We start from the raw sequence: 21,315 nt of genomic DNA, 5'->3' as shown, positions 1-21,315 counted from the left end.
TTCCCCTAATGTTTGCGCACTGCATAAACAACGTGAATCCATTCATTCACCGCATGCTGCACCGTTATGTAATCATGCTCATAGAACCAACTAAGAAGCTTCGCTCGATCTATCGGATACTTGCCGTTTGACACTTCCTTCGCATACATCTCGCCGTCGCCAGCACCTTCGTGCATAAGTCCTGCCATGCAGATCCGACCGTTCGGTCTCAGCACACGATCCATCTCCGCAATAGCCAGCTCCAGCTGTTTCGCATCCAAGTGGTGAAGCGCGAACGCTGATACGAGGAACGAGAACTGCTTGTCCAGAAAAGGCAGCGCGAGCGCATTACCAAGCTTGGTCGCAATGGACGGGAACTTGTCTCGGCATCGCGCGAGCATCTCCTTCGACTGGTCGATCGCCGACATTAACGCTCCGCCATGCAGCAGCCTGCCCGCCAAGTTACCCGTACCTGTTCCAATATCCAACCCTTCCTCGCCTTGCTTCGGCGCGACCCATTGCACGATAAAATCAAGCACTTTCTCATATTCACTCTGAGATAATGATGATCCGCTAGACAGTAATGCTGGCGAGCCATCGAAGCTCGGCGCGATTCGGTCGAATTCCCACGCATCCTTCCATGTCGACACACTTTCATGGATGTGCTGCAACTCGCCTGACAGCTGAAACAAATCATCGAGCACTAACGTCTGCTTCGTCTCTAGTCGTTCGATAAGCTCGTCTAGCGTACCAATTACGTGTTTCCAGCTGGTCCATTTCTCGTAGAGCGCCATTCGCTGCAGCTCCAAATAGTGATGGACGGAAGCAGAGTCGCCTTGATCTTGCTTCTCCATCAATCTTTTGATTTGTTCAAGGCTCAGTCCCATTTCACGCAGTGACGCAATGGTTTGAAGCCGCCATGCATCATGATCCGAATAGTAGCGGTAACCATTCTCTTCACCCCGTGCTGGACTAAGCAAACCTTTTGACTCATATAAACGGATCGCCCTCGGCGTTAGATGCAGCTTCTGTGCTAATTCATTGATTTTCATGGCCCGTTCCTCCCTTCCTATACACCAATTATAAACTATAACCTTAGGTGAAGGTTAAGTGTAACAGATACTCAAATAACGAAAAAAGCCAGCGACCAGCACTGGCTTTCCTCTTGCCCTTGATTATCTTGTAACTGATTTCGGCCCTGAAAGCGGCCATTTGGACTTTTTCTTCTTCTCTGTCGTGCCGAGCACGCTGCCGATGCCCATTAAGAACGTCGGAATGCCTGCGGCTACGAGGACAAGACACCAGTCGCGGAAGCCAAGCGGCACCGTCTTGAAGATCGGCTGCAGAGCATCGATATAGAGCACGCCGAGCATGAGCAGCACCGATGAGAGCACCGCGAAGAGCAAGTATTTATTTTGCAGGATGTTGCGATGGAAAATCGAGCGCGAGCTGCGGCAGTCGAAGACGTGAATGAGCTGAGCCATTACGAGTGTGGCAAAAGCAACCGTTTGCGCATGCACGAGATTGCCCGGACTCTTCGGTGCGATTTGCAGCGTTATCCAGAATGCGCCGAGCGTGCAGACGCCGATCAGAATGCCTCGGCTAATGATTTTCCAGCCAAGCCGTCTTGCAAAAATATTTTCTTTCGCCGAGCGCGGCTTCTGCTGCATCAAGTCCTTCTCGGATTGGTCAACGCCGAGCGCCATTGCCGGCAGTCCGTCTGTTACAAGGTTGACCCACAGAATCTGGATCGGGACGAGCGGGAGCGGAAGGCCTGCCATCATCGCAAGGAACATCGTCAGAATTTCGCCGACATTGGAAGCGAGCAAATACCGGATAAATTTGCGGATATTCTCGTAAATGCCGCGGCCCTCTTCAATCGCAGCGACGATGCTGGAGAAGTTATCGTCACTGAGGACAAGCGCCGAAGCTTCCTTCGAGACATCCGTGCCGGTAATGCCCATCGAGATACCGATATCCGCCGCTTTGATCGCCGGTGCGTCATTCACGCCATCGCCAGTCATCGCCACGACATGGCCTTTGCGCTGCAGCGCTTTTACGATACGAAGCTTATGCTCTGGAGATACGCGAGCGTAAACGTAGATATTGTCGATCAAACGATCCAGCTGCTCCTCGCTCATTCCGCTCAATTGCTGTCCGCTTATGGACAAGCCGCCTCGCGGCATTATACCGAGCTGTCCGGCGATAGCCTCCGCTGTTAACTGGTGGTCGCCTGTAATCATAATGGTCTTGATCCCCGCACGGCGGCAGTTTGCAATCGATTCACGCACTTCACGGCGAGGCGGATCAATCATGCCCGAGAGGCCGACGAAGATGAGCTGATTCTCGACATCCGACTCCGATTCAATGGCATCATGCGAACGCAGCTCGCGGTATGCGAAGCCGAGCACCCGCAGTGCATTTTGCGCCATCGCCTCTGCCGAATCCGTCACTTTCTGCTTAAGGCTTGCCGTGAACGGTACGACCTTGCCATCCCACAGAACGTAGGAGCACTGCTCCATCAGCATATCTGGTGCGCCTTTCGTGCAGATCAGCCGTCCGCCTTGATGCGTCACGAGCACCGACATGCGCTTACGCTCGGAATCGAACGGATACTCCTTCACCCGTTGATAAATGCCCTCCATCGACTTCGCTGATACACCGAGCTTGGATGCAAGCACCGTTAGCGCGCCTTCTGTCGGGTCGCCTTTTAATACCCATTCGTCCTGAATGAAAGTGGACTTTCCTTTCTTCCGTTTCGCCGCTTCGCTCTCGTCGTCTACTTTAGAGACAACCGCGTTATTACAAAGCGCTGCAACCTGCAGCAATCTGCGTAATGACTGGTCGTGCTTCACATCGACGTTTTTGCCGTTCTCGAAGCAGCCGCCGGCAGGCTCGTAGCCTTCGCCTGTGACGTCCATGTTGTGCCCGCCGATCCATAGCTTTGTAACAGTCATTTTATTTTGCGTGAGCGTACCCGTCTTGTCGGAACAGATGACCGAAGCGCAGCCAAGTGTCTCAACAGAAGGCAGCTTGCGGACGATTGCTCGCCGTTTAATCATGCGCTGTACGCCAAGGGCAAGCGCAATTGTAACGATTGCTGGAAGTCCTTCGGGTATGGCGGCTACCGCGAGGCTTACGCCTGCGAGGAACATTTCATATGGTGGCTGTCCGTGTAAAATACCTGCGAGTACAACCATGACAGTGAGCGCCAGCGCCACAATAATGAGTATTTTGCCAAGCTGCTCGAGTCGGTGCTGAAGCGGTGTTTCCATCGATTCGGTCTGCTGAATGAGATTGGCGATTTTGCCCATCTCCGTCGACATGCCCGTACGAATAACGATCCCTTTGGCCGTACCGCGAGTAATCATCGTTCCCATGAAGCCGATGTTGCGCATGTCGCCAAGTGGCAGCTCGTCTTCTCTAATCGGGTTGCAATGCTTCCCAACCGGTACCGATTCACCTGTCAGCGCTGATTCTTCCGCATAGCAGCTGTTTGCTTCGATAAACCGGATGTCCGCCGGAATGCGGTCTCCGCTCTCGAGCTCAACGATATCGCCAGGCACGAGCTCGTTAGCCGGCACAATGACCGTCTCTCCACCGCGAATTGCTTTCGCTAAGGGCGCCGATAATGCTTTCAGCGCTCGAAGCGATTTCTCCGCACGGAATTCTTGTACGAATCCAAGCACAGCGTTAATGACGATAATGGCTATGATCGTAATTGCATCGAGATACTCGCCAAGCAACCCGGATATAAGCGTTGCCCCCATAAGCACGAGCACCATAAAATCTTTGAACTGGCCAAGAAACAGCATAATCGGAGAAGCCTTCTTCCCCTCCGTCAGCTCATTGCGTCCTGTCTGTACGAGCCGCTCCGCAGCCGCGCTTGCTGTAAGACCGGTATCTAGTTTCACTCCAAGCGAATGCGCCAGCTCGCCAGTTTCCATTTGATGCCACTTCCCTTGTTCCATGCCCCGTCTCCCTCCCGTTAGCCTGCCGCCTGACGGACAGCCTCTATGGGCTATTTGTATTCGGACAAACTGCAAAATATCCCAGCAAGCACTTAAGTTTTTGTACAAGTTATGGCATGATAGAGAGTGAATCAGATATAAAGGGGAAGATCAGCATGGCTTTGGATGGAATCGTTACCCGTGCCATAACGCACGAGCTTCAAGCTTGTATAGGCGCACGCATTTATAAAATACATCAGCCAGGACCCCATGATCTGGTGCTGCAAATTCGCGGCGGAGGTGTGCAAGGGAAGCTGCTAATATCGGCGAACCCGACTTATCCGCGCATTCACTTCACGGAGCAAGCGTTCATTAATCCGATGGAAGCGCCTATGTTCTGCATGCTGCTTCGCAAGCATTGCGAGGGCGCGGTTATTGAAGCGGTGCGCCAAGTCGGCAATGAGCGCATTATTCATCTGGATGTGAGGCAGCGCGATGAGCTCGGCGACATGTCCTTTAAACGGATTATTATTGAGCTAATGGGCAAGCACAGCAACATCATTCTGGTCGATGCCGCGACGGAGATGATTCACGACGGCATTCATCACGTAACGCCGATGATCAGCAGCTATCGGGTGATCATGCCGGGCACGACATACGTCGCACCGCCGGAACAAGGCAAGGACGATCCGCTGGCTATGTTCGATGAAGCGACCTTCACCGTAGCGCTGAGGCAAACTGCGGACGCGCTCATCAACCCGCCGATTCCGGATGAGGACAGCATTCATTTCGGATCGGTGCCGAAGGCAGCGGACCCGGCTTCGATTACGCTGAACCAACTGCTTGTCGGAGCATTCAGCGGTCTAAGCCCACTTCTGGCGAAAGAGATCATGCACCGGGGCACAACTGCCGATGAGTCCGGTCCGCTCCTGAACGGCGCCGACCACATCGATGTGAATGCAGCGCGGGTTTGGCCGGCTTTCCGCGAAATGATGGAACAGTTCCGCTCGAATCAGTATAAGCCGCAGATGATCGCAGCATCGTCTAGCGCCAAGCCTTCGTTCTCCGTAACGGCGCTGACACATCTAGATGGCGCAGTAGTCACATTTGAGACAGTGAGCCTCTGCTTGGAAGCCTTCTACGGCGATAAGGCGCAGCGCGATACCGTCAAGCAGCGTGCGAACGATCTCATTAAATTTCTGCAAAACGAGCGGAACAAGAACGCGAAGAAGCAAGGTAAGCTCGAGGAAACGCTGCAGGAAGCGAAGGATGCGGATAAGTTCCGCAGTCTCGGCGAGCTGCTCACGATGAGTCTGCATACCATCCAGCGCGGAGACGAATTTGTCGAGACCATCGATTACTACGACGAAGAGCAGCCGATCATTAAGATTGCGCTCGATCCGCTTCTAACCCCATCGCAGAACGCACAGCGGTATTTCAAAAGGTATACGAAGTATCGCAACAGCTTAACCGTTGTAGCGGAACAGATGGAACGCACATCGGAAGAGATGGCTTATCTGGAGTCGCTGCTTCAGCAGCTGGAGAGCGCTTCGTTATCTGACATCGACGAGATCCGCGATGAGCTTATCGAGCAAGGCTACTTGCGATCCCGCGAGAAACGCGGCGCCAAGAAGCGCAAACCGAAGCAGCCGGCACTGCTATGCTATACGTCTTCCGAAGGTGTGCCGATCTTCGTTGGAAAGAACAATACGCAGAACGATTTTCTAACGAACAAATCGTCAGCGCCGAATGATACTTGGCTGCATACAAAGGACATTCCTGGCTCCCACGTCGTCATTCGGGGGACAAGCTTCGGCGATGAGACGCTTGAGGAAGCTGCGATGCTTGCCGCGCACTTTAGCCAAGCGAAGTCGTCCAGTTCCGTACCTGTCGATTATACGCTGATTCGCTATGTGAAGAAGCCAAGCGGGGCCAAACCCGGCTATGTTATCTATGACAATCAGAAGACGCTGTTCATTACGCCGGACGAGCCGCGCATTAAGGCACTCCCTTCTGTAATCAAGCAATAAATAAAAAAGACACGAGTCGCGCAGCAGATCGATCTCTGCTGCATAACTCGTGTCTTTCTTTTATCTACGGTTCAGCTGCTCCAATACTTCGATACCAACTGACTTCGATCCAAGCTCGCCGTGAAAAACATGTCCATGACGCTCGCCATGATAATCTGAGCCGCCTGTCACAATTAAGCCGTGACGCTGCGCAAGCTCCAGATAACGGGTCTCATCAGCCTCGGAATGGTCAGAGTGATACACTTCGATGCCATCTACCCCTGCTGCGATGATCTGCTCAACAAGCTCGTCGTTACCGTATAAGCCCGGATGGGCGATAATACAAGTACCGCCCGCTTCCTTAATCCAAGCAATCGCATCGAAGGGATGCAGCCTCGGCGGGTTCCTGTATGCTGCGCCATCACTGCCGAGATACCGGTCGAAAGCTTCCTGCATCGAGCTGACGTAGCCTTTGTTCACCAGCACTGCTGCGATGTGCGGCCGTCCGATCGATCCGCTGTCCTTGCCCTTAGCACGCGCCTCCGCAAAAACCTCGTCCATCGTAATCAAGCAGCCGAGTTCACGCAGCTTCTCGACGATCATATCGTTGCGGCGATCGCGCACTGCAACCAATGTCCCCAGCTTCGCTCGCCATTCTTCGTTCTGCCAGTCGATATAGTAGCCGAGCATATGAATATCGCGGCCATCTGCAACTGTGCTAATTTCAACGCCGGGTACGACGGTTATCGCTAACCGCTCGCCCGCCTCCAGCGCTTCCTTGATTCCGTCTACCGTATCATGATCGGTTATCGCGACAGCGCCAAGCCCTCGCTCCTTCGCGAGCGCTACGACCTCTGCTGGCCGCATCGTACCATCTGACGCCGTTGTATGCGAATGCAAATCAGCTCTTCCATTCCCTGTTACAGCCATTGGTGCAAATCCCTCTCTCTCAAAAAGGTTAGGAACGTCACCGCCGAGATCGGCAGCAGCGCTGACTTCAAGAAGATGGAATAGAATTGCCGTTTGAACTGCACATCCCGAATCGGAATGGTCTGAATAAGGCCAAGCGCTATCTCATGCTTTACCGATGAACTCGAAACAAAGGAGATTCCAAGCCCTGCCTCAACTGCCGACTTGACTGCACCTGTGCTGCCCAGCTCCATTACAATCTTCATCGTAGACAGATCAATATTTTTCGCTCGCAGAACGTCTTCCATCACAAGACGGGTACCTGAGCCTTGCTCGCGCAGCACGAATGGATAAGTCATTACGTCTTCAAGCTCGACTTCCTTCGACCCTGCGAGCGGATGAGATTTGCCGACAATGAGCTTCAGCTCGTCGCTCATGACGGCTTCCATGTGCATGTCAGGATGATTGACAGGCGCCTCAACGAGGCCGAAGTTCAGCTGATGATTGAGGATATCTTCCATGATCTGCGCCGTGTTCATCACTTTCATGCTGATGGCGATATGCGGGTACTCTGCTCCGAACGGACCGAGCAACCGCGGCAAAATATATTCACCGATTGTTAAGCTGGCCCCGAGCTGCAGCCTGCCTTTGAGCTGCTTCGTGAATTTGGACATTTGTATATCCGTATCCCGAATGAGTTCAATGCTTTGCCTTGCATAAGGCATGAGAGCTCGTCCAGCTTCAGTAAGCTCGATTCGTTTCGTGGAACGCTGCAGAAGCTTCGTGCCAAAATAATCCTCCAACGACTGGATCTGCATCGTCACGGCAGGCTGAGTCATGTGGAGCGCTTGCGCAGCTGCCGAGAAACTCCCCCGCTCCGCAACTGTATAGAAGATATGGAGCTGATGAAAATTAAGCGCCATGAAGGGCATCCCTTCCTTTCTCTTTGGAACCATTATACAACAATCCGAGAAGCTGTCATCGCCTTTATAATGCAAAAAGCATGAGCCTCTGATGCCCATGCTTTAACTTAGCCAATTAATGTAAGTTATTATTTCCGCTTCCTGCTATTTTTAATTAATGTCATTCTTCTGGAATGCCTTAGCCATGAATAATACGATTTCAAATCACGTAGTTCTATAGTCTCAGACATTCGCCCTAGAAAGGTGACGACTATCATCTTGTGGAGCGGTCCGCCAGCCAGATCGGTTTCATTCTCAACAACCGTAAATTCGGCGACGAAAACAAGATCGTCATCAATTAAGTACACATCCTGCTCATTGCGATAATAAGGCTCAACACGCCCCTGCTTCAATGTTTGCCACATAAAATCGGCGATGTCCTCGAAGCCGGTCTTCTCGCTTTCGACTCGATCACCCCATCGGCTCTTGGCGTGGTTCGTGATGACGATATCCGCAACTTTCTTGTCACCAAGTGCGATGTGAAATGTCTCATAGGTGCTCCAACGTTCTGTCATCTTGTCTTTCATCGCAATCCACCCCTCCTTTGGAAGTAGGACTTATTATCTATATGTACTTTCCATTTTATTGTAGCATGCCTGTCTGATATTTCAAGATTAAAATAACGCCGATCCAATTATGGGACTAACTGGGTTCGTAAGCTGCAAAAAAGCCTCGCCATCCATCATGGCGAGACTTTCATGCTGTACTATAAACTGTAAAACCTAGTTTTATCTGGAACACCTTGTGTGTATTCGGTTTTGATTTCATTGCGGAATGAGCGCTCTATCCGCTTCACAAACGGAAGCCGGCCCATATTGCGAATTACCTCTTCTGCACGATCCGCGTTCATATACATGACGACGTAATGCATCTTACGCGACATATAATGAACGGTGCCGTATTTCTCTAATGTGCGGGCTGCCTTTAGATCGCTGACCCACACGATATAACCGACACGTTCCGAAAACATGTAAGCCCCCCGTTTCCCCTCTTGTAAAACTAACCGCAGCCGCCGCTCCCGCAGCTGCAAGACCCGCCGCTTCCACAGCCGCCGCCCTTAGGCAGCGGATCATTGCTCGGCACTTTAATCGTCTCGGAAACCGAGAACGCAATTTCTTTCGCAATCTCATGCAGCATGTCATCTACAGCCTGCTCAGCTGCCTTGTACTTGCTCACACATTCAATCTCCCCGAGCTGATGCTCGATTGCTACAACTTTATCCTTCGCCGAGTTGTAGTCGGGATGGAAGCGTCCGAAGCGCTCACATTCCACGAACAGCTCCTTCGCTTTATTGAACTGCTTCACAAGCTCATGCACCTGATCGTTCTGGTCGACAACTTGTTTCCAATATGCGAATTCGGCTACTTCAGCCGACTGGTTTATCATATCGCCAATTTCATAGGCGTTTAACAGCAGCTGACCCATATCCAGCGTTGAATCTTGACTTCCTCCATAAGCATTGAATGCTTCATAGGTAGGCAAGTTCATTTCTAGGCTGCCAGGGTCTGATAATGATATCGTTCTCAAACATATCCGCCCCTTTATGAACTTGTAGGCTAGCGCCTACTTTCAACATCATATCATAACGATAGATAAGAAGAAACGGGAGAACCTAATTATTGAGCGTTATTGAACGTACCTTCTGGCAGCACGAGCATCATTTCCTGCCACATGTCCGGCTGAAGCTTGACGGGCAGGCAGCTATCACCCTCCTGCAAATGGCCGACAACCGCCCATTTGCCTTCTTCATCGACGATTCGTTCGGGAATAAAAGGCTTGATCTGGCCTTCACAGCTTAGTTTAACCGCCGCTCGCCAGCTTAACGCCTGTTCCATCAGTTCCCTTCGCGTAGACAGATGATAGCTGCGGAATTGTTTCATCCACATCGCGGGAACGGATTCAATGCCTGCAAACAATGAACGGACTGCCTTGTGCTCGACGATTAGCTCGTAGGATTGGCTTCCAAGTACTAGAAGAGACGGCTCGCACTCGCTCGGATTTGAACCGTGCAGCGTAACCGATAACGGTTCTGGAGCAGGCGGTAGCGCCGCATCATGAGCGCTCATCCCGATTGAAATCGCTGCCCTCATCGTCTCAGGCAAAGGCTCATCTGCTGCTGCTTCCAGCATACGAATGACTTTATCTGCACCTATCCCCTGTTCAACGGTACACTTGTAACTGCGCTCCGTCATCCGGTAGACGGTAACGCGATCCGTTCTACGCCGCTCCGCAATGAGCTCGAGCTGCCATCTGACGGAATAAGGGCAATCCTCTTGTACGTAGATATCGCCGTCTGGCGTAAACTGAATCGCAGCTGCTCCGAAGCGCTTCATGACATCATCGTCGTCGTCGTTGTACTCGTCCTCGAAGTTGTCGTTGTAGTTCGAGTTGGCGTCATCGTTTACGCCACCAAGCTCGAACGGTTGAATCAACCATCGAAAGACGGCAGTCCCAGACTCATCCTCCGCGAGTTCCATATAGCCTAACGTGCGAAGCAGCCGGCACCATGGCGCAATTGTTGATTGTGGCAGCTTCGATAAAACAGCGCTGCTTGCACGGTTCAGCCGCTCTTCCACATCGGCGGCACCGTACCAGATGTATGCTTCCGATTGCGTACGCAACTGGGCTGCGCCAACTGCAGCAGCCGCGTTCTGGCTGCTGAGCAGCTCAATGATCTGCAGAAGCAGCCTCTCTTCACGTTTAGGAGCTCGCTGCTCCAGCCAGTTCTCCCATACTGCTTGGTTTACATAATAGGCGGTTGCGCGCTCGATGAGCCAACCTTCTTGCACAGCGAGCTGAAGCATAATCGCAAGCGGCAGCGGATACAGCTGCGCAGCGTCCGCCTGCGTCAGCTCCGCAACACCAAGCAGCCGCTCGCTGTCGTAATGAAGCTGTACCGTTGCACTCTCAATTGCGCGCTTCGTGAGCACACCACGCGTTGTCCGCTTCATCCCCGCATGTTGTATTGCAGCCATCGCATGAAGAAGCTGAACGCTCAATGGCGGTACATAGCCTTCACTGCCAACTAATGGGACAATATCATATGAATCTATCACCGGCATCCCAGGCAGCCGCTTCCCATCTTGCATGGCATGATACCAGACCGTATACATGTCACTCGGGACTCCGTACAATTTCTCGCCCCAACCTCTACGGACAGCGAACACAATGCCTGCTTCTTGCAGGTGAAGCAGTCCAATTCGCAGCTCGGACCCGGCAAGCCGCGGCTTCGCTGCCTGAAGGAGCTGCTCCTCGCTGAACAGCGACAGCCCGAAACCGAGCAGGATCACTTCAAGCACATAATGATCCGGATCATTCAGCCTAAGCCATGCTTCTCTCGCGCATATACTCGTGGTCAGCGATATCGGCCATTTGAATCCACTCATACCTCGCCACGGAGGATGCGCTTCAAAATCAAGCTTCTGCTCTTCCGTCAGCTTCCCAGCAATCTCATCCAGCTTCACTGTGCTGCCTCCCGGCTCACTTCTTCATCCTCATCGGACAATTCTTCCTTCATCTCGTCCCACACGCGCAGGAAATACCGGTAGCCCTGCTCAAGCAAGAAGAGCTGGCGTCTACTCGCATACTCCGTTTCCTTCGTATGATCTGAAACTACCGTATAGAACCACGCCTGATTATCACCAGATTTCGGCCTTAGAATGCGTCCAATTCGCTGAGCCTCTTCCTGTCTGGAACCGTAGCTGCCCGATACTTGTATCGCAACGGCTGCGTCTGGCAAATCAACGGCGAAATTCGCAACCTTCGAGACGACGAGCACCGGTATTTCACCCGCCTTGAACTGCTCGTACAGCTTCGCCCGCTCCTCATGAGGCAGCTCGCCTGTCAAGATAGGCGCTTGCAGTTCCTCTGCGAGTCGGTGCAGCTGCGTCAGATATTGACCAATTACGAGTGCAGGCTTGTCTGCATGATATCGCAGCAGCTCGCGTACGACCTCGATCTTGGCGGAGTTCTCGCCGGCTATACGCACCTTCGCCTTCTCCTCTGCAGCGACATAGCCTTCGAGCTCCTCATGCGCGAGCGGCAGCCGGATTTCCGTACAAGTCAGCGAAGCGATGTACTTCCGCTGCTCCAGCGTCTTCCACGGCAAATCGAACCGCTTCGGTCCAATGAGCGAGAAGACGTCCTCTTCCCGCCCATCCTCACGGACAAGCGTTGCCGTAAGGCCTAATCTCCTTGTCGCTTGCAAATCTGCCGTCATCCGAAAAACAGGTGCTGGCAGCAAATGCACCTCATCATAAATAATGAGTCCCCAGTTCCGCTCCTGAAACAGCCGCATATGGCTGTATTCGTCGGTTTTCTGTCTGCGGCTCGTCAATATTTGATAAGTCGCGATCGTTACCGGCCTAACATCCTTAGAATCCGCCGCATAGGTGCCGATCTTATCCTCAGTCAGCGTCGTCTTATCGAGAAGCTCCGCCTTCCATTGCTGCACGGAGGTTACATTCGAGGTCAGTATAAGCGTGTCACAGCGCAGCCGCGCAAGCGCCGCAATTCCGATAACCGTCTTGCCTGCACCGCAAGGCAGGACAAGCACGCCGCTGCCGCCGTCAGCCTGTCCCTCTAGATAAAATAAATTAACAGCCCGCAGCTGATAATCACGCAGCTCGAACGATCTTCCTGCAGCCGTCCGCTCTGTTAAAGAGACGTCAAGCGCTTCACCGTGCCGGTATCCCGCCAAATCTAACACCGGGTAGCCAAGCCGGGTCAGCTCCTGCTTCAGCAGCCCTCTTGCTTCAGGACGGACGATCAGGCTTCCTTCACCGTGGAGGTCAGCTCCGCGCAATAGCTCGCTAATCGTCTTATTTGCCCGAAGTGTAATTAGCAGCTCTTCTTCGCCGAGCAGCATCAGCTTGCCTTCCGCGGTCAGCTGAAGCATCAGCTTTCCATAGCGCTCTGCAAGCTTACGAATGCCGCTCGTCACCTGGAGCGGCACCTCGTAGCAGCTATTCTCGCCGAGCGTCCGAATCATTTCTTTCGGCGTCATGCCTGCCGAAGCTGCATTCCATATCGACATTGGCGTAATCCGGTACGTATGGATATGACCCGGCCGCTTCGTTAAATCCGCGAAGCGGCTCAGCTTCACACGGGCAGCCTCTGCATCCGCGTGCCGGTCATCCAGCAGTACAGAAAAGTCTGCCTGTACGCATAAGGGCTTGTCTTCACGTTTCATCACCTGCATCAACCCCCCTGAATCACAAGCATTTTGTCCATAGTTGCCCTAATGTGCCTATTACTCAAGTATCCAATGAAAGCAACAAAATTATGCAAGCAAAAACGGCTTCGCCTGACTAAATAGGCGAAACCGTTTTGTGCGGAGATATCAGATGAGATATCAGATGAGATAATGATTAATTTAAATTTATACTTTCTGATATTGCAAAAAAAATACGCGATCCAGCCGATAAGGGCTGAATCGCGTTTCTCTTAGTGTACGGTTTGATGCTGTATATCCCCGCCATGCTGCTGCGAAATGCTGCTCAGCGCATCGCCCGCTTCGTTCACGAATATTTCGCGTACGGCCAAATCTCCAATCGACACGATCCCAACAAGATTACCATCCTGCACAACGGGGAGCCGCCTAATCTGGTGATCGGCCATAATCCGAGCCGCATCATCGACGGTCGTATTCGAATCAATCGTTCGAATATCGGTCGTAATGACTTCCGAAACCGCTGTCGAACCGGAATGCTTTTCCGCATAGCCGCGGACGACCAAATCCCGGTCCGTCACAATTCCGATCAGCTTCTTTCCGTCAACGATGGGCACAAAACCAATATCGTGATCCTTCATCAAAACAGCAAGCTCATACACGTTATCGAGCAGTGTGGCTGTCACACAATTGGTGGACATCAGATCTTTTACAAGTCTCGTCACTTCACTATTGCTCCCTTCTTAATGAAGTAGCCGCACGACGTTTGCAGCATTGCTTCATCCGTTAGGTTAGCCTTGAGGTGACTCCCTCATGCATCACAAGCCTCAGACGCCAGAAGTCGCTTCCGACGCGTAATCGTCCGCCATTGCAATCATTAGCTTGGCAGCGCGCAGCATCGCTCGTTCATCAATATCGAATCGCGGATGGTGGTGCGGGTATGTCGCACCGCATGCTTCACCGCCTGCTCCGACGAACATGAAGCATCCGGGAACCTCTCGAAGATAATACGTAAAATCTTCACCTGCCATAATGAGCGGCGATTCCGATACACCAGCTTCTCCAAATTCGGAAGGCGCGACTTTGAAGAACCGTGCCGCTTCATTCGCATCATTCACCACCGGCGGATACCCGTCCCGATATTCAAAAGTCGCAGTAGCGCCGTACATCGCCGCCGTTTGGCTCACGATGACCGACAGCCGCTCCTTAATAAAGGCGCGAACCTCTTCCGTGAACGTTCTAACTGTCCCGATCATCCTGCATCGCTCGGCGATGACATTTGCAGTCGATCCAGCTTGAAACGAACCGATGGATACAACAGCTGGATCAAGCGGATTGACATTGCGGCTTACGACGGTTTGAATAGCCTGTACCATTGCCGAGCCGACTAGAATCGCATCAATGGTCTCATGCGGCAGCCCGCCATGCCCGCCTTTGCCGGCAATATCAATGTAGATCTCATCCGGCGCTGCCATAAACGGTCCTGGCCTCGTCGCCGCCGTTCCATAAGGCATCGGCGTCCACAGATGCACGCCATAGATCGCATCGACGCCATCAAGCGCGCCTGCTTCGATCATACTCTTCGCGCCTCCTGGCGACACTTCCTCCGCTGGCTGGAAGATCAGCCTGCGCTCGCCGGCAATTGCTTCTTTATTCGCGTTATAGTAGCTCGCAATCGCGAGCATCGTCGATGTATGCGCATCATGCCCGCATGCATGCATGACACCTGGAACGGTCGAGATATAGTCTGTTTTCTTCTCATCCTGAATCGGCAAAGCGTCGATATCGCAGCGCAGCGCTACGACAGGACCTGGCTTGTCGCCTTTAATCGTCGCAATCAGCCCGTAGCCTCCGCCAACACCTTCTTGCACATGAATGCCCATTTCCTTCAGGCGGTCTGCAATCCAGCGCGATGTTTCCACTTCGTGAAATGAAACCTCCGGATGCTGATGCAAATAACGACGCCACTGTACCATTTGAGGGTATACAGTTTGCAGCTGTGCTTCTGTTGTTGCTGTAATCTCCACGCTAACAAACCTCCTTGCGCCCTAATGACTTTATCTCCCTATTGTAGCAGAATGATAGAAGTTACCGAAAGATACGTTTTGGTTAAATAATGGGAACATTTTTCGATAAAATGTCACTTTTGGCGCATGGTTGTCGCAAGAGGAAGGCTTGCACTAGCAGGTGAAAAATACTATCATGGATAAGAAGAAAACCTGTTTTGAAGCTTGAAGGAGGACGCACCCCACATGATTATTGAGAATACAGGCCTGAATGGCATGACTAGTGACCTTGCGCATCTTGACGAGTCCTCGGAGAAGCTTGGCTTCGTTCGCTGGCAATGGGAATATTATCGCGCTACTTATGATTTGAAGCTGGAAGACCGCACTAACCGCGAAGATTACTTCCTGCGCTTCAATGTCCGCGCAATTGAGGGCAAGCTGGAATCATCGCACGCTGTGCTTCAAGTGGAAACCGTCTATATCGGACGCGCAACTTTCCCGCACGGCTTGGATTATGAGTCGCCAGTACCTCAAGCGATTCTTAACTCCGCTAATCAACGTTTGCAAGAATTGAAGAAATTGCTTGCTTAATGGGCGATGAGTCCACAACAACCAATGAAACAGAAGATAACCGGCCTGCGCGGCAGGCCGGATTTCTTATTACTCGTTCTTACGCTGCTGCTCGTCGGCTTCGGCCTTGTAATGGTATTCAGCGCCAGCTCGAACACAGCGGTCATTTCCAAAAGCTCCAATTTTGATGCCTTGTATTTCACGAAGCGCCAGTTGATGTGGGCCGTTATGGGCATCGTCTCCATGTTCGTCATCATGAACATACCCTACACGGTTTTTAAAAAAGGGTTCATCCTCTACTTTATCCCCGTCCTGATTATGCTCATTCTCGTTCCTTTCATAGGGAAAGAATTGAACGGCGCACGCAGCTGGTTTGGCGTCGGTTCTCTTGGCATACAACCGACTGAATTTGCAAAGCTTGGACTTATCCTTTATTTAGGCTCTTTGATCTCCAAGAAAGGCGATAACTTTCGGGACTTCAAGAAAGGGCTCGTTCCCGTCTTCATCATCATCGGTTTCATCTGCGGGCTTATTATGATGCAGCCCGATCTTGGCGCATGTATCGTCATTGGCGCTTGTTCAATTATTATTATCGTTGCAGGCGGCGCCAACCTGAAGCAGCTGTTTCTCGCAGGCATTATTATTTCGTCACTTGTTGGTGCATGGGCAAGCATCTCCATCATGAAAGATCCGACGGGCTGGGATTACCGGATTAACCGATTTACCGCTTTTATGGATCCGACATCGGACGAGCAGAACAGCACCTATCAACTGTCCCGCTCCCTGCAGGCGCTTGGACATGGCAGCATTACCGGCGCAGGCTTCGGCCACAGCGTTCAGAAGCTCCACTACTTGCCTTATGCGTACAGCGATTTTATTTTCTCCGTCATAGCCGAGGAATTCGGATTTATTGGAAGTTTGCTATTCCTGCTCTTCTATCTGTTCTTCCTGTGGCGAGGCTTGCTCGTTGCGCTGAGGTGTCCGGACACGTATGGCACCATCGTCGGCGTCGGCATTATCGGGTTGTTTGCGGTACAAGCACTCGTCAATATCGGCGGTGTAACTGGCGCAATCCCGCTAACTGGTGTTACGCTTCCGTTCATCAGCCATGGCGGTTCGTCGTTGATCGTTTCCTTGCTTGGCATGGGCGTGTTGCTCAGCATCTCTCGCGAGTACAATCGTCCAGAGAAGCCACAGCAGTCACGAACGACTGCAAAACATACCCAAACATTACGACCGCAGCACTCTGCTCGTAAATAAACAAAAGGCATGCTCACATGAGCATGCCTTTTGACATTTGGACCGAGTCGATTACTTCAGACGCGCTGTTTCTTCCGGTGCTTCGTCTTCCTTGAAAGCAACGCCTTCTACCTTAATGTTGACCTCAACGACATGAAGGCCTGTCATATTCGTTACCGTCTCGCGGACATTCTCCTGCAATTGGCGGCATACCTCCTGAATCGGGATGCCATATTTCACAATAATGCGCAGATCGATTGCAGCTTCCAACTGGCCAACCTCAACAGATACGCCTTTTTGTGCGTTTTTTCCGCTCAGACGCTTAGCTAATCCTTCAGAGATCCCTCCGGACATCGCAGCAATACCTGGAGTTTCAAGTGCAGCCAATCCCGCGATCGTGGCAACTACGTCGTCGGAAATACGAATAATGCCTGTTTGAAGTTCTTCTGTCATGCCACTCACTCCTTATTCACCTTATGTTTCCATTGTAATAGAACACAACTTTTGAATCAAGGTATCGTTACGATGAGACGACAAGTTTACACAACACCCTTTTTCAGCTATAGTGTTAACAGATTTCCATTTTCATCAAAATGCTCAAGAGAGGTGCTGCTTCGTTGAACCAGAAATTGTTTTTCACCTTGCTTCTATCTTTATTTGTACTCAGCGGTATAAGCCATTACGCCCACTTCGGAACGATTATTGAATTTATTATTTCCGCAGCCGCGATTTTGTTCGTCGCCGGTTTTCTCGGTAAAGCGACAGAGAGCGTGGCACACTACGCGGGACAACGGCTTGGCGGATTCTTGAACGCCACGTTCGGTAACGCAGCTGAGCTCATTATCGCCATTTTCCTTGTACGCGAAGGCTTGTTCGATATGGTAAAAGCGAGCATCACCGGCTCCATCATAGGTAACTTGCTGCTTGTTCTTGGTGCCAGCGTCCTGCTGGGCGGCCTGAAATATAAAGAGCAGCGCTTCAATGTACAGCTTGCCAGCCATAACTCATCCTTGATGATTCTAGCCGTTATCGCGCTTGGCATCCCGGCAATCTTTATCTCCACACAGCATTTCACGACGCACAAGACGAATATGCTAAGCTTAACGATTGCTGGCATTCTGATTGTCGCCTACATATTGTGGCTCGTCTTCTCGATGGTGACACATAAAGATATTTTGGCCGACGAAGAAGAAACGACGCCGGATCATGGCGAAGAACCTGCCTGGTCCAAAGGCAAGTCGATTATGTATCTCGTCTTGGCTACCGTAATGACCGCGTTTGTATCTGAATGGCTAGTTAGCACATTGCACTCCTTCACAGCCAAGTTCGGGCTTTCGGAAGTGTTCGTCGGTGCATTCCTCATTGCCATTGTCGGTAACGCCGCAGAGCACAGTGCGGCAGTTATGCTGGCGATGAAGAACAAGATCGGTGCTGCAGTTGAAATCGCGGTTGGCAGCAGCCTTCAGATCGCGCTATTCGTTGCACCAGTCCTTATTCTTGTCAGCGCACTGTTCGGAGAGACGATGGACATCGTCTTCAGCCCGATCGAGCTTGCGGCCATCGGCGTATCCGTCTTTATCGCCAAGTCGATCTCCAAGGACGGAACGACGAACTGGTACGAAGGCGCTCTTCTCCTCATAGTCTACATTATTCTCGGCATCTCGTTCTATCTCGTGTAGACGAGCCGAACTAAAGATATATAACAAAGACGCTCCCTCGCATGAGGGAGCGTCTTTGTTATTCATCGCACTATTTAAGCGGTTAGTTGCCTAGAGCTTCATAGAGCTGTGCCAAGTTCCGCTCGAGTTTGCTAATCATCTCTTTGCCTGCCACTTCGGAAACAAGTCCTGCTCGAACTGCAAAATCGATTTCTTTGGAAAAACCGTATATTTGAGTGTCCAGCACTTCTTCGTATAGCGGACATTTTCTCGTTGCCAAATTTTCCATTTGCACTTCGATTAACTTCTCGATTTTATTGGCATCCTCGTGAAGGAGATTGATCGCTTTTTGATGCAGGTGAATAAGAACATCGGATGAAGACATCGTACTCCTCCTTCTCGCGCTACTTACGAAACATTTTATAATCTTATATTAGTCGAAATGAACGGAATGTACAAGGTCAAACGAAAAAAGCGCCCCGCTGATTATTCAGCAAAGGCGCTTTCAGGTTGTTCACTATAGCAGCTTACTATTCAATAACTTTAACGTTCAAATTATGTTTCGCGAACACTTCAGAGAGAGCCGCTTTCGCTTCTTCTGCATCTGAGCCGTGCACGTGAAGCTCGTAGGAAAGTCCGCCGACCAATGTTGTGAAAAGACCGAGAATACTCTTAACGTCAATGTATTTATTCTCGGCTTGAAGTACGATGGATGATACGAATTTATTAGCCGTTTGGGAAATATCTACGATTGCCGCGTTATTGGACATGGGAATCCCTCCATAATTTAGTTAGAATCGCTAACTTCCTCATCATAACCCGATTTAAAGTCACATACAAGACTTATTTACATCAAACTTTCTGGGTTCAGCCCTGCCAATTCTGGAATGACGAACAGTCCATCTTTGCGGATCAGACGATCATCGAAGTACACTTCTCCGCCGCCATATTCCGGTCTTTGGATAAGGACAAGATCCCAGTGAACCGCGGAACGGTTGCCGTTATCCGTCTCTTCATAAGCTTGGCCTGGAGTGAAGTGCAAGCTGCCGGAAATTTTCTCATCGAACAAAATATCTTTCATTGGGTACAAAATGTACGGGTTGAAGCCAAGGCTGAATTCACCGATATAACGAGCGCCTTCATCCGTATCGAGAATCTCATTCAGCTTCTCGGTATTGTTGCTTGTCGCTTCTACGATTTTGCCGTCCTTGAACGTGAACTTGATGTTCTCAAACGTAATGCCGGAGTATACCGAAGGCGCATTGTATGTAATTGTGCCTTGTACGGATTCTTTGATCGGACAGCTGAACACTTCGCCGTCTGGAATGTTGCGTTCGCCGGAGCATTTACTTGCGCCAATGCCCTTAATCGAGAACGACAAGTCCGTGCCTGGCGATAAGATGCGGACTTTGTCTGTCTTCGACATCAGCTCAGCCAGCGGGTCTTGTGCTTTATCCATCTTCGCATAGTCAAGGTTACATACATCGAAGTAGAAGTCTTCAAAAGCTTCTGTGCTCATGTTTGCAAGCTGCGCCATGGAGTCGTTCGGGTAACGAAGCACGACCCATTTCGTGTGTTTTACGCGCTGCTCGGAATGGATAGGATGACGGTAGTACTTCTCATAAAGACGCATTTTGTCGCTTGGCACGTCAGCAAGGGAGTTAATATTCTCGCCGGAACGGATCGCGATATAGCCATGCATCGCTTTCATACGATCCAAATCAAACGAAGCCCACAGCTTGATTTGTTCTTCTGTCGCGTTCATCAGCATCGAACGAAGCACCGAACGGTCGCTTGTTTCCACAAAGGGGCGTCCGCCTGCTTTAGCAACTTCTTCGACGATGCATTTTGCAAGTTCACGCTCTGAGCCAATCATATCAATGAGGACATTTTCTCCAGGCTGTACATTGATGGAGTATCCAACTAAGTTCTGAGCAAGCTTCTGCATACGAGGATCACGCATGGTTAATAAAACCTCCAAAGTTTAAGAATTTCAATTCTATCCTACCACTTTTTCAACTCGGATGCACGAACCTATAGATTGCCCCCGCCCTGACGCATGAACTTGACCACCGTCTTCCGCGATTCCTGCTGCTGCTCGCCTTCCGCCTTGTAGCGAAGCACCGTCTGCTCCTCCAGTTGAAGTGGCAGCAGCTTGTTCCGGTCGATAATTAAGCGGTAGTTCGACTGAACGCGCAGCGTGGACAGCATGTCCTCGAGCTGGCTCTTCGACTTCGCAAGCTCTTCTTGCCATGCCTTCTCAAGATCTGACCTCTTGCTCGCAGCAATCGTTTGTTTGCTCTTCATCTTCGCACTTATGGCGGCAGGCACCTTCTGCTCCAACACGCTGAACTCACTGCGCAGCTTCTTGCGCCAGTTCTCGCTCGCAAGCTTCTCATTCGCCTTGATGCGCAGCACAGCAGTCCGGTTGCCCGACTCGGATTCGATGAGTTCTGTTGTCTGCGCAGTCTTCTGCACTTCAGTGAGCAGCTCGAGCGGGCGTACATTTGAGCTTAGCGTGTCGTTCTCGCTTGCTTTCAGCTGAACTTGATTATGATTCTCGACGGTACCTTCGAACGAAGTCGCTTTGCTCTGGGTCCCACTGCTTCCGAAGCCAATGCCGGTCTTTCCTGTAAAAGCATACCGATCAACGCCAGATAGACCAGACACCGAAAGGGAGAGCAGCTCTTGCGGTGATCTATTGTTTGCCGCGTTGCCACAGCCAGGCAGCATGAGCAGGACACAGCCAAACGTTACTATTCGCAGCTTTCTCATCTGACATCCCTCCTCATTAATACTTTGCTTGTAGCGTCTGTAGCCTAGCTTCGCTTTATGCAATCGTAAACGGTTGTCACCATTTCTA

20 protein-coding genes are annotated in these 21,315 nt (G+C 51.3%); 4 read left to right on the top strand and 16 right to left on the bottom strand.

Translation table 11 applies throughout. The features are described 5' to 3' along the window. Positions 1-5: 5 nt before the first annotated feature. Positions 6-1,031, bottom strand: a complete 1,026-nt coding sequence (locus AC0LWF_RS03105; RefSeq protein ID WP_474650084.1) for a MerR family transcriptional regulator — start codon at positions 1,029-1,031, stop codon at positions 6-8. A gap of 123 nt (positions 1,032-1,154) precedes the next feature. Next, a complete protein-coding gene (locus AC0LWF_RS03100) occupies positions 1,155-3,950 on the bottom strand; it encodes a calcium-translocating P-type ATPase, SERCA-type (protein WP_474650083.1) in 2,796 nt (931 codons plus the stop codon). Between the two features lie 155 nt (positions 3,951-4,105). On the opposite strand from AC0LWF_RS03100, the gene AC0LWF_RS03095 reads away from it, so the two are divergent. Continuing rightward, complete coding sequence (locus AC0LWF_RS03095; RefSeq protein ID WP_474650082.1) at positions 4,106-5,959, top strand: Rqc2 family fibronectin-binding protein; 1,854 nt, start codon at positions 4,106-4,108, stop codon at positions 5,957-5,959. A gap of 60 nt (positions 5,960-6,019) precedes the next feature. On the opposite strand, the gene AC0LWF_RS03090 is transcribed toward AC0LWF_RS03095, so the two are convergent. The 9 genes from AC0LWF_RS03090 to AC0LWF_RS03050 all read right to left on the bottom strand — a co-directional run bounded on the left by AC0LWF_RS03090 (position 6,020) and on the right by AC0LWF_RS03050 (position 14,955). Continuing rightward, positions 6,020-6,868, bottom strand: a complete 849-nt coding sequence (locus AC0LWF_RS03090) for a PHP domain-containing protein (RefSeq protein ID WP_474650081.1) — start codon at positions 6,866-6,868, stop codon at positions 6,020-6,022. Continuing rightward, positions 6,859-7,770: a selenium metabolism-associated LysR family transcriptional regulator gene (locus tag AC0LWF_RS03085; protein ID WP_474650080.1), complete on the bottom strand. Its 912-nt coding sequence runs from the start codon at positions 7,768-7,770 to the stop codon at positions 6,859-6,861. Before AC0LWF_RS03085 ends, AC0LWF_RS03090 begins: the two co-directional genes overlap by 10 nt. 128 nt (positions 7,771-7,898) lie before the next feature. Continuing rightward, positions 7,899-8,336: a hypothetical protein gene (locus AC0LWF_RS03080; protein WP_090573064.1), complete on the bottom strand. Its 438-nt coding sequence runs from the start codon at positions 8,334-8,336 to the stop codon at positions 7,899-7,901. A 179-nt stretch (positions 8,337-8,515) separates the two neighbouring features. Further along, on the bottom strand, positions 8,516-8,779 hold the full coding sequence (locus tag AC0LWF_RS03075; protein ID WP_090573063.1) for a YlbG family protein: 264 nt from the start codon (positions 8,777-8,779) through the stop codon (positions 8,516-8,518). 29 nt (positions 8,780-8,808) lie between these two features. After that, entirely contained in the window at positions 8,809-9,297 is a 489-nt protein-coding gene (locus AC0LWF_RS03070) for a YlbF/YmcA family competence regulator (RefSeq protein WP_474650461.1), read from the bottom strand. Positions 9,298-9,425: 128 nt separating this feature from the next. Further along, positions 9,426-11,273 (bottom strand): helicase-associated domain-containing protein, encoded by a 1,848-nt coding sequence (locus AC0LWF_RS03065; RefSeq protein ID WP_474650079.1) that lies wholly within the window; start codon positions 11,271-11,273, stop codon positions 9,426-9,428. Next, complete coding sequence (locus AC0LWF_RS03060; protein WP_474650460.1) at positions 11,270-13,000, bottom strand: DNA repair helicase XPB; 1,731 nt, start codon at positions 12,998-13,000, stop codon at positions 11,270-11,272. Before AC0LWF_RS03060 ends, AC0LWF_RS03065 begins: the two co-directional genes overlap by 4 nt. A gap of 254 nt (positions 13,001-13,254) precedes the next feature. Continuing rightward, on the bottom strand, positions 13,255-13,704 hold the full coding sequence (locus AC0LWF_RS03055; protein ID WP_474650078.1) for a CBS domain-containing protein: 450 nt from the start codon (positions 13,702-13,704) through the stop codon (positions 13,255-13,257). A 102-nt stretch (positions 13,705-13,806) separates the two neighbouring features. Continuing rightward, complete coding sequence (locus AC0LWF_RS03050) at positions 13,807-14,955, bottom strand: amidohydrolase (protein WP_474650459.1); 1,149 nt, start codon at positions 14,953-14,955, stop codon at positions 13,807-13,809. Positions 14,956-15,231: 276 nt separating this feature from the next. Between AC0LWF_RS03050 and AC0LWF_RS03045 the strand changes: the two genes are divergently transcribed. Both AC0LWF_RS03045 and ftsW read left to right on the top strand, forming a co-directional pair. Then, positions 15,232-15,576 (top strand): YugN family protein, encoded by a 345-nt coding sequence (locus AC0LWF_RS03045; RefSeq protein WP_474650077.1) that lies wholly within the window; start codon positions 15,232-15,234, stop codon positions 15,574-15,576. Between the two features lie 24 nt (positions 15,577-15,600). Then, on the top strand, positions 15,601-16,815 hold the full coding sequence (ftsW, locus tag AC0LWF_RS03040; protein ID WP_474650076.1) for a putative lipid II flippase FtsW: 1,215 nt from the start codon (positions 15,601-15,603) through the stop codon (positions 16,813-16,815). Positions 16,816-16,866: 51 nt separating this feature from the next. Here ftsW and AC0LWF_RS03035 read toward each other — a convergent pair whose 3' ends face one another. Continuing rightward, positions 16,867-17,247, bottom strand: a complete 381-nt coding sequence (locus AC0LWF_RS03035; RefSeq protein WP_474650075.1) for an Asp23/Gls24 family envelope stress response protein — start codon at positions 17,245-17,247, stop codon at positions 16,867-16,869. A gap of 164 nt (positions 17,248-17,411) precedes the next feature. Between AC0LWF_RS03035 and cax the strand changes: the two genes are divergently transcribed. Next, the gene (cax, locus tag AC0LWF_RS03030; protein ID WP_474650074.1) at positions 17,412-18,473 is read left to right on the top strand and encodes a calcium/proton exchanger; all 1,062 of its coding nucleotides are present in this window, start codon (positions 17,412-17,414) and stop codon (positions 18,471-18,473) included. A gap of 82 nt (positions 18,474-18,555) precedes the next feature. Here cax and AC0LWF_RS03025 read toward each other — a convergent pair whose 3' ends face one another. The 4 genes from AC0LWF_RS03025 to AC0LWF_RS03010 form a co-directional block, all read right to left on the bottom strand. Continuing rightward, a complete protein-coding gene (locus AC0LWF_RS03025; protein WP_126017797.1) occupies positions 18,556-18,837 on the bottom strand; it encodes an Fpa/YlaN family protein in 282 nt (93 codons plus the stop codon). A gap of 145 nt (positions 18,838-18,982) precedes the next feature. Continuing rightward, complete coding sequence (locus AC0LWF_RS03020; RefSeq protein ID WP_090573054.1) at positions 18,983-19,222, bottom strand: HPr family phosphocarrier protein; 240 nt, start codon at positions 19,220-19,222, stop codon at positions 18,983-18,985. Between the two features lie 77 nt (positions 19,223-19,299). After that, positions 19,300-20,415 carry an aminopeptidase gene (locus AC0LWF_RS03015; RefSeq protein ID WP_474650073.1) on the bottom strand — a complete coding sequence of 372 codons (1,116 nt, stop codon included), beginning with the start codon at positions 20,413-20,415 and terminating at the stop codon, positions 19,300-19,302. Between the two features lie 71 nt (positions 20,416-20,486). Further along, positions 20,487-21,227, bottom strand: a complete 741-nt coding sequence (locus tag AC0LWF_RS03010; protein ID WP_474650072.1) for a hypothetical protein — start codon at positions 21,225-21,227, stop codon at positions 20,487-20,489. Positions 21,228-21,315: the final 88 nt, after the last annotated feature.

This window comes from Paenibacillus sp. sgz302114, from assembly GCF_056120345.1.
The sequence above is the reverse complement of the archived record's forward strand: the minus strand, read 5'-3'. Positions and strand labels throughout refer to the sequence as shown.

Bases quoted from the DNA above. Each gene is read 5' to 3' on its own strand.
- AC0LWF_RS03105 (WP_474650084.1), bottom strand. From the start codon at position 1,031: ATGAAAATCAATGAATTAGCACAGAAGCTGCATCTAACGCCGAGGGCG.
- AC0LWF_RS03100 (WP_474650083.1), bottom strand. From the start codon at position 3,950: ATGGAACAAGGGAAGTGGCATCAAATGGAAACTGGCGAGCTGGCGCAT.
- AC0LWF_RS03095 (WP_474650082.1), top strand. From the start codon at position 4,106: ATGGCTTTGGATGGAATCGTTACCCGTGCCATAACGCACGAGCTTCAA.
- AC0LWF_RS03090 (WP_474650081.1), bottom strand. From the start codon at position 6,868: ATGGCTGTAACAGGGAATGGAAGAGCTGATTTGCATTCGCATACAACG.
- AC0LWF_RS03085 (WP_474650080.1), bottom strand. From the start codon at position 7,770: ATGGCGCTTAATTTTCATCAGCTCCATATCTTCTATACAGTTGCGGAG.
- AC0LWF_RS03080 (WP_090573064.1), bottom strand. From the start codon at position 8,336: ATGAAAGACAAGATGACAGAACGTTGGAGCACCTATGAGACATTTCAC.
- AC0LWF_RS03075 (WP_090573063.1), bottom strand. From the start codon at position 8,779: ATGTTTTCGGAACGTGTCGGTTATATCGTGTGGGTCAGCGATCTAAAG.
- AC0LWF_RS03070 (WP_474650461.1), bottom strand. From the start codon at position 9,297: ATGAACTTGCCTACCTATGAAGCATTCAATGCTTATGGAGGAAGTCAA.
- AC0LWF_RS03060 (WP_474650460.1), bottom strand. From the start codon at position 13,000: ATGAAACGTGAAGACAAGCCCTTATGCGTACAGGCAGACTTTTCTGTA.
- AC0LWF_RS03050 (WP_474650459.1), bottom strand. From the start codon at position 14,955: ATGGTACAGTGGCGTCGTTATTTGCATCAGCATCCGGAGGTTTCATTT.
- AC0LWF_RS03045 (WP_474650077.1), top strand. From the start codon at position 15,232: ATGATTATTGAGAATACAGGCCTGAATGGCATGACTAGTGACCTTGCG.
- ftsW (WP_474650076.1), top strand. From the start codon at position 15,601: ATGAAACAGAAGATAACCGGCCTGCGCGGCAGGCCGGATTTCTTATTA.
- AC0LWF_RS03035 (WP_474650075.1), bottom strand. From the start codon at position 17,247: ATGACAGAAGAACTTCAAACAGGCATTATTCGTATTTCCGACGACGTA.
- AC0LWF_RS03025 (WP_126017797.1), bottom strand. From the start codon at position 18,837: ATGTCTTCATCCGATGTTCTTATTCACCTGCATCAAAAAGCGATCAAT.
- AC0LWF_RS03020 (WP_090573054.1), bottom strand. From the start codon at position 19,222: ATGTCCAATAACGCGGCAATCGTAGATATTTCCCAAACGGCTAATAAA.
- AC0LWF_RS03015 (WP_474650073.1), bottom strand. From the start codon at position 20,415: ATGCGTGATCCTCGTATGCAGAAGCTTGCTCAGAACTTAGTTGGATAC.
- AC0LWF_RS03010 (WP_474650072.1), bottom strand. From the start codon at position 21,227: ATGAGAAAGCTGCGAATAGTAACGTTTGGCTGTGTCCTGCTCATGCTG.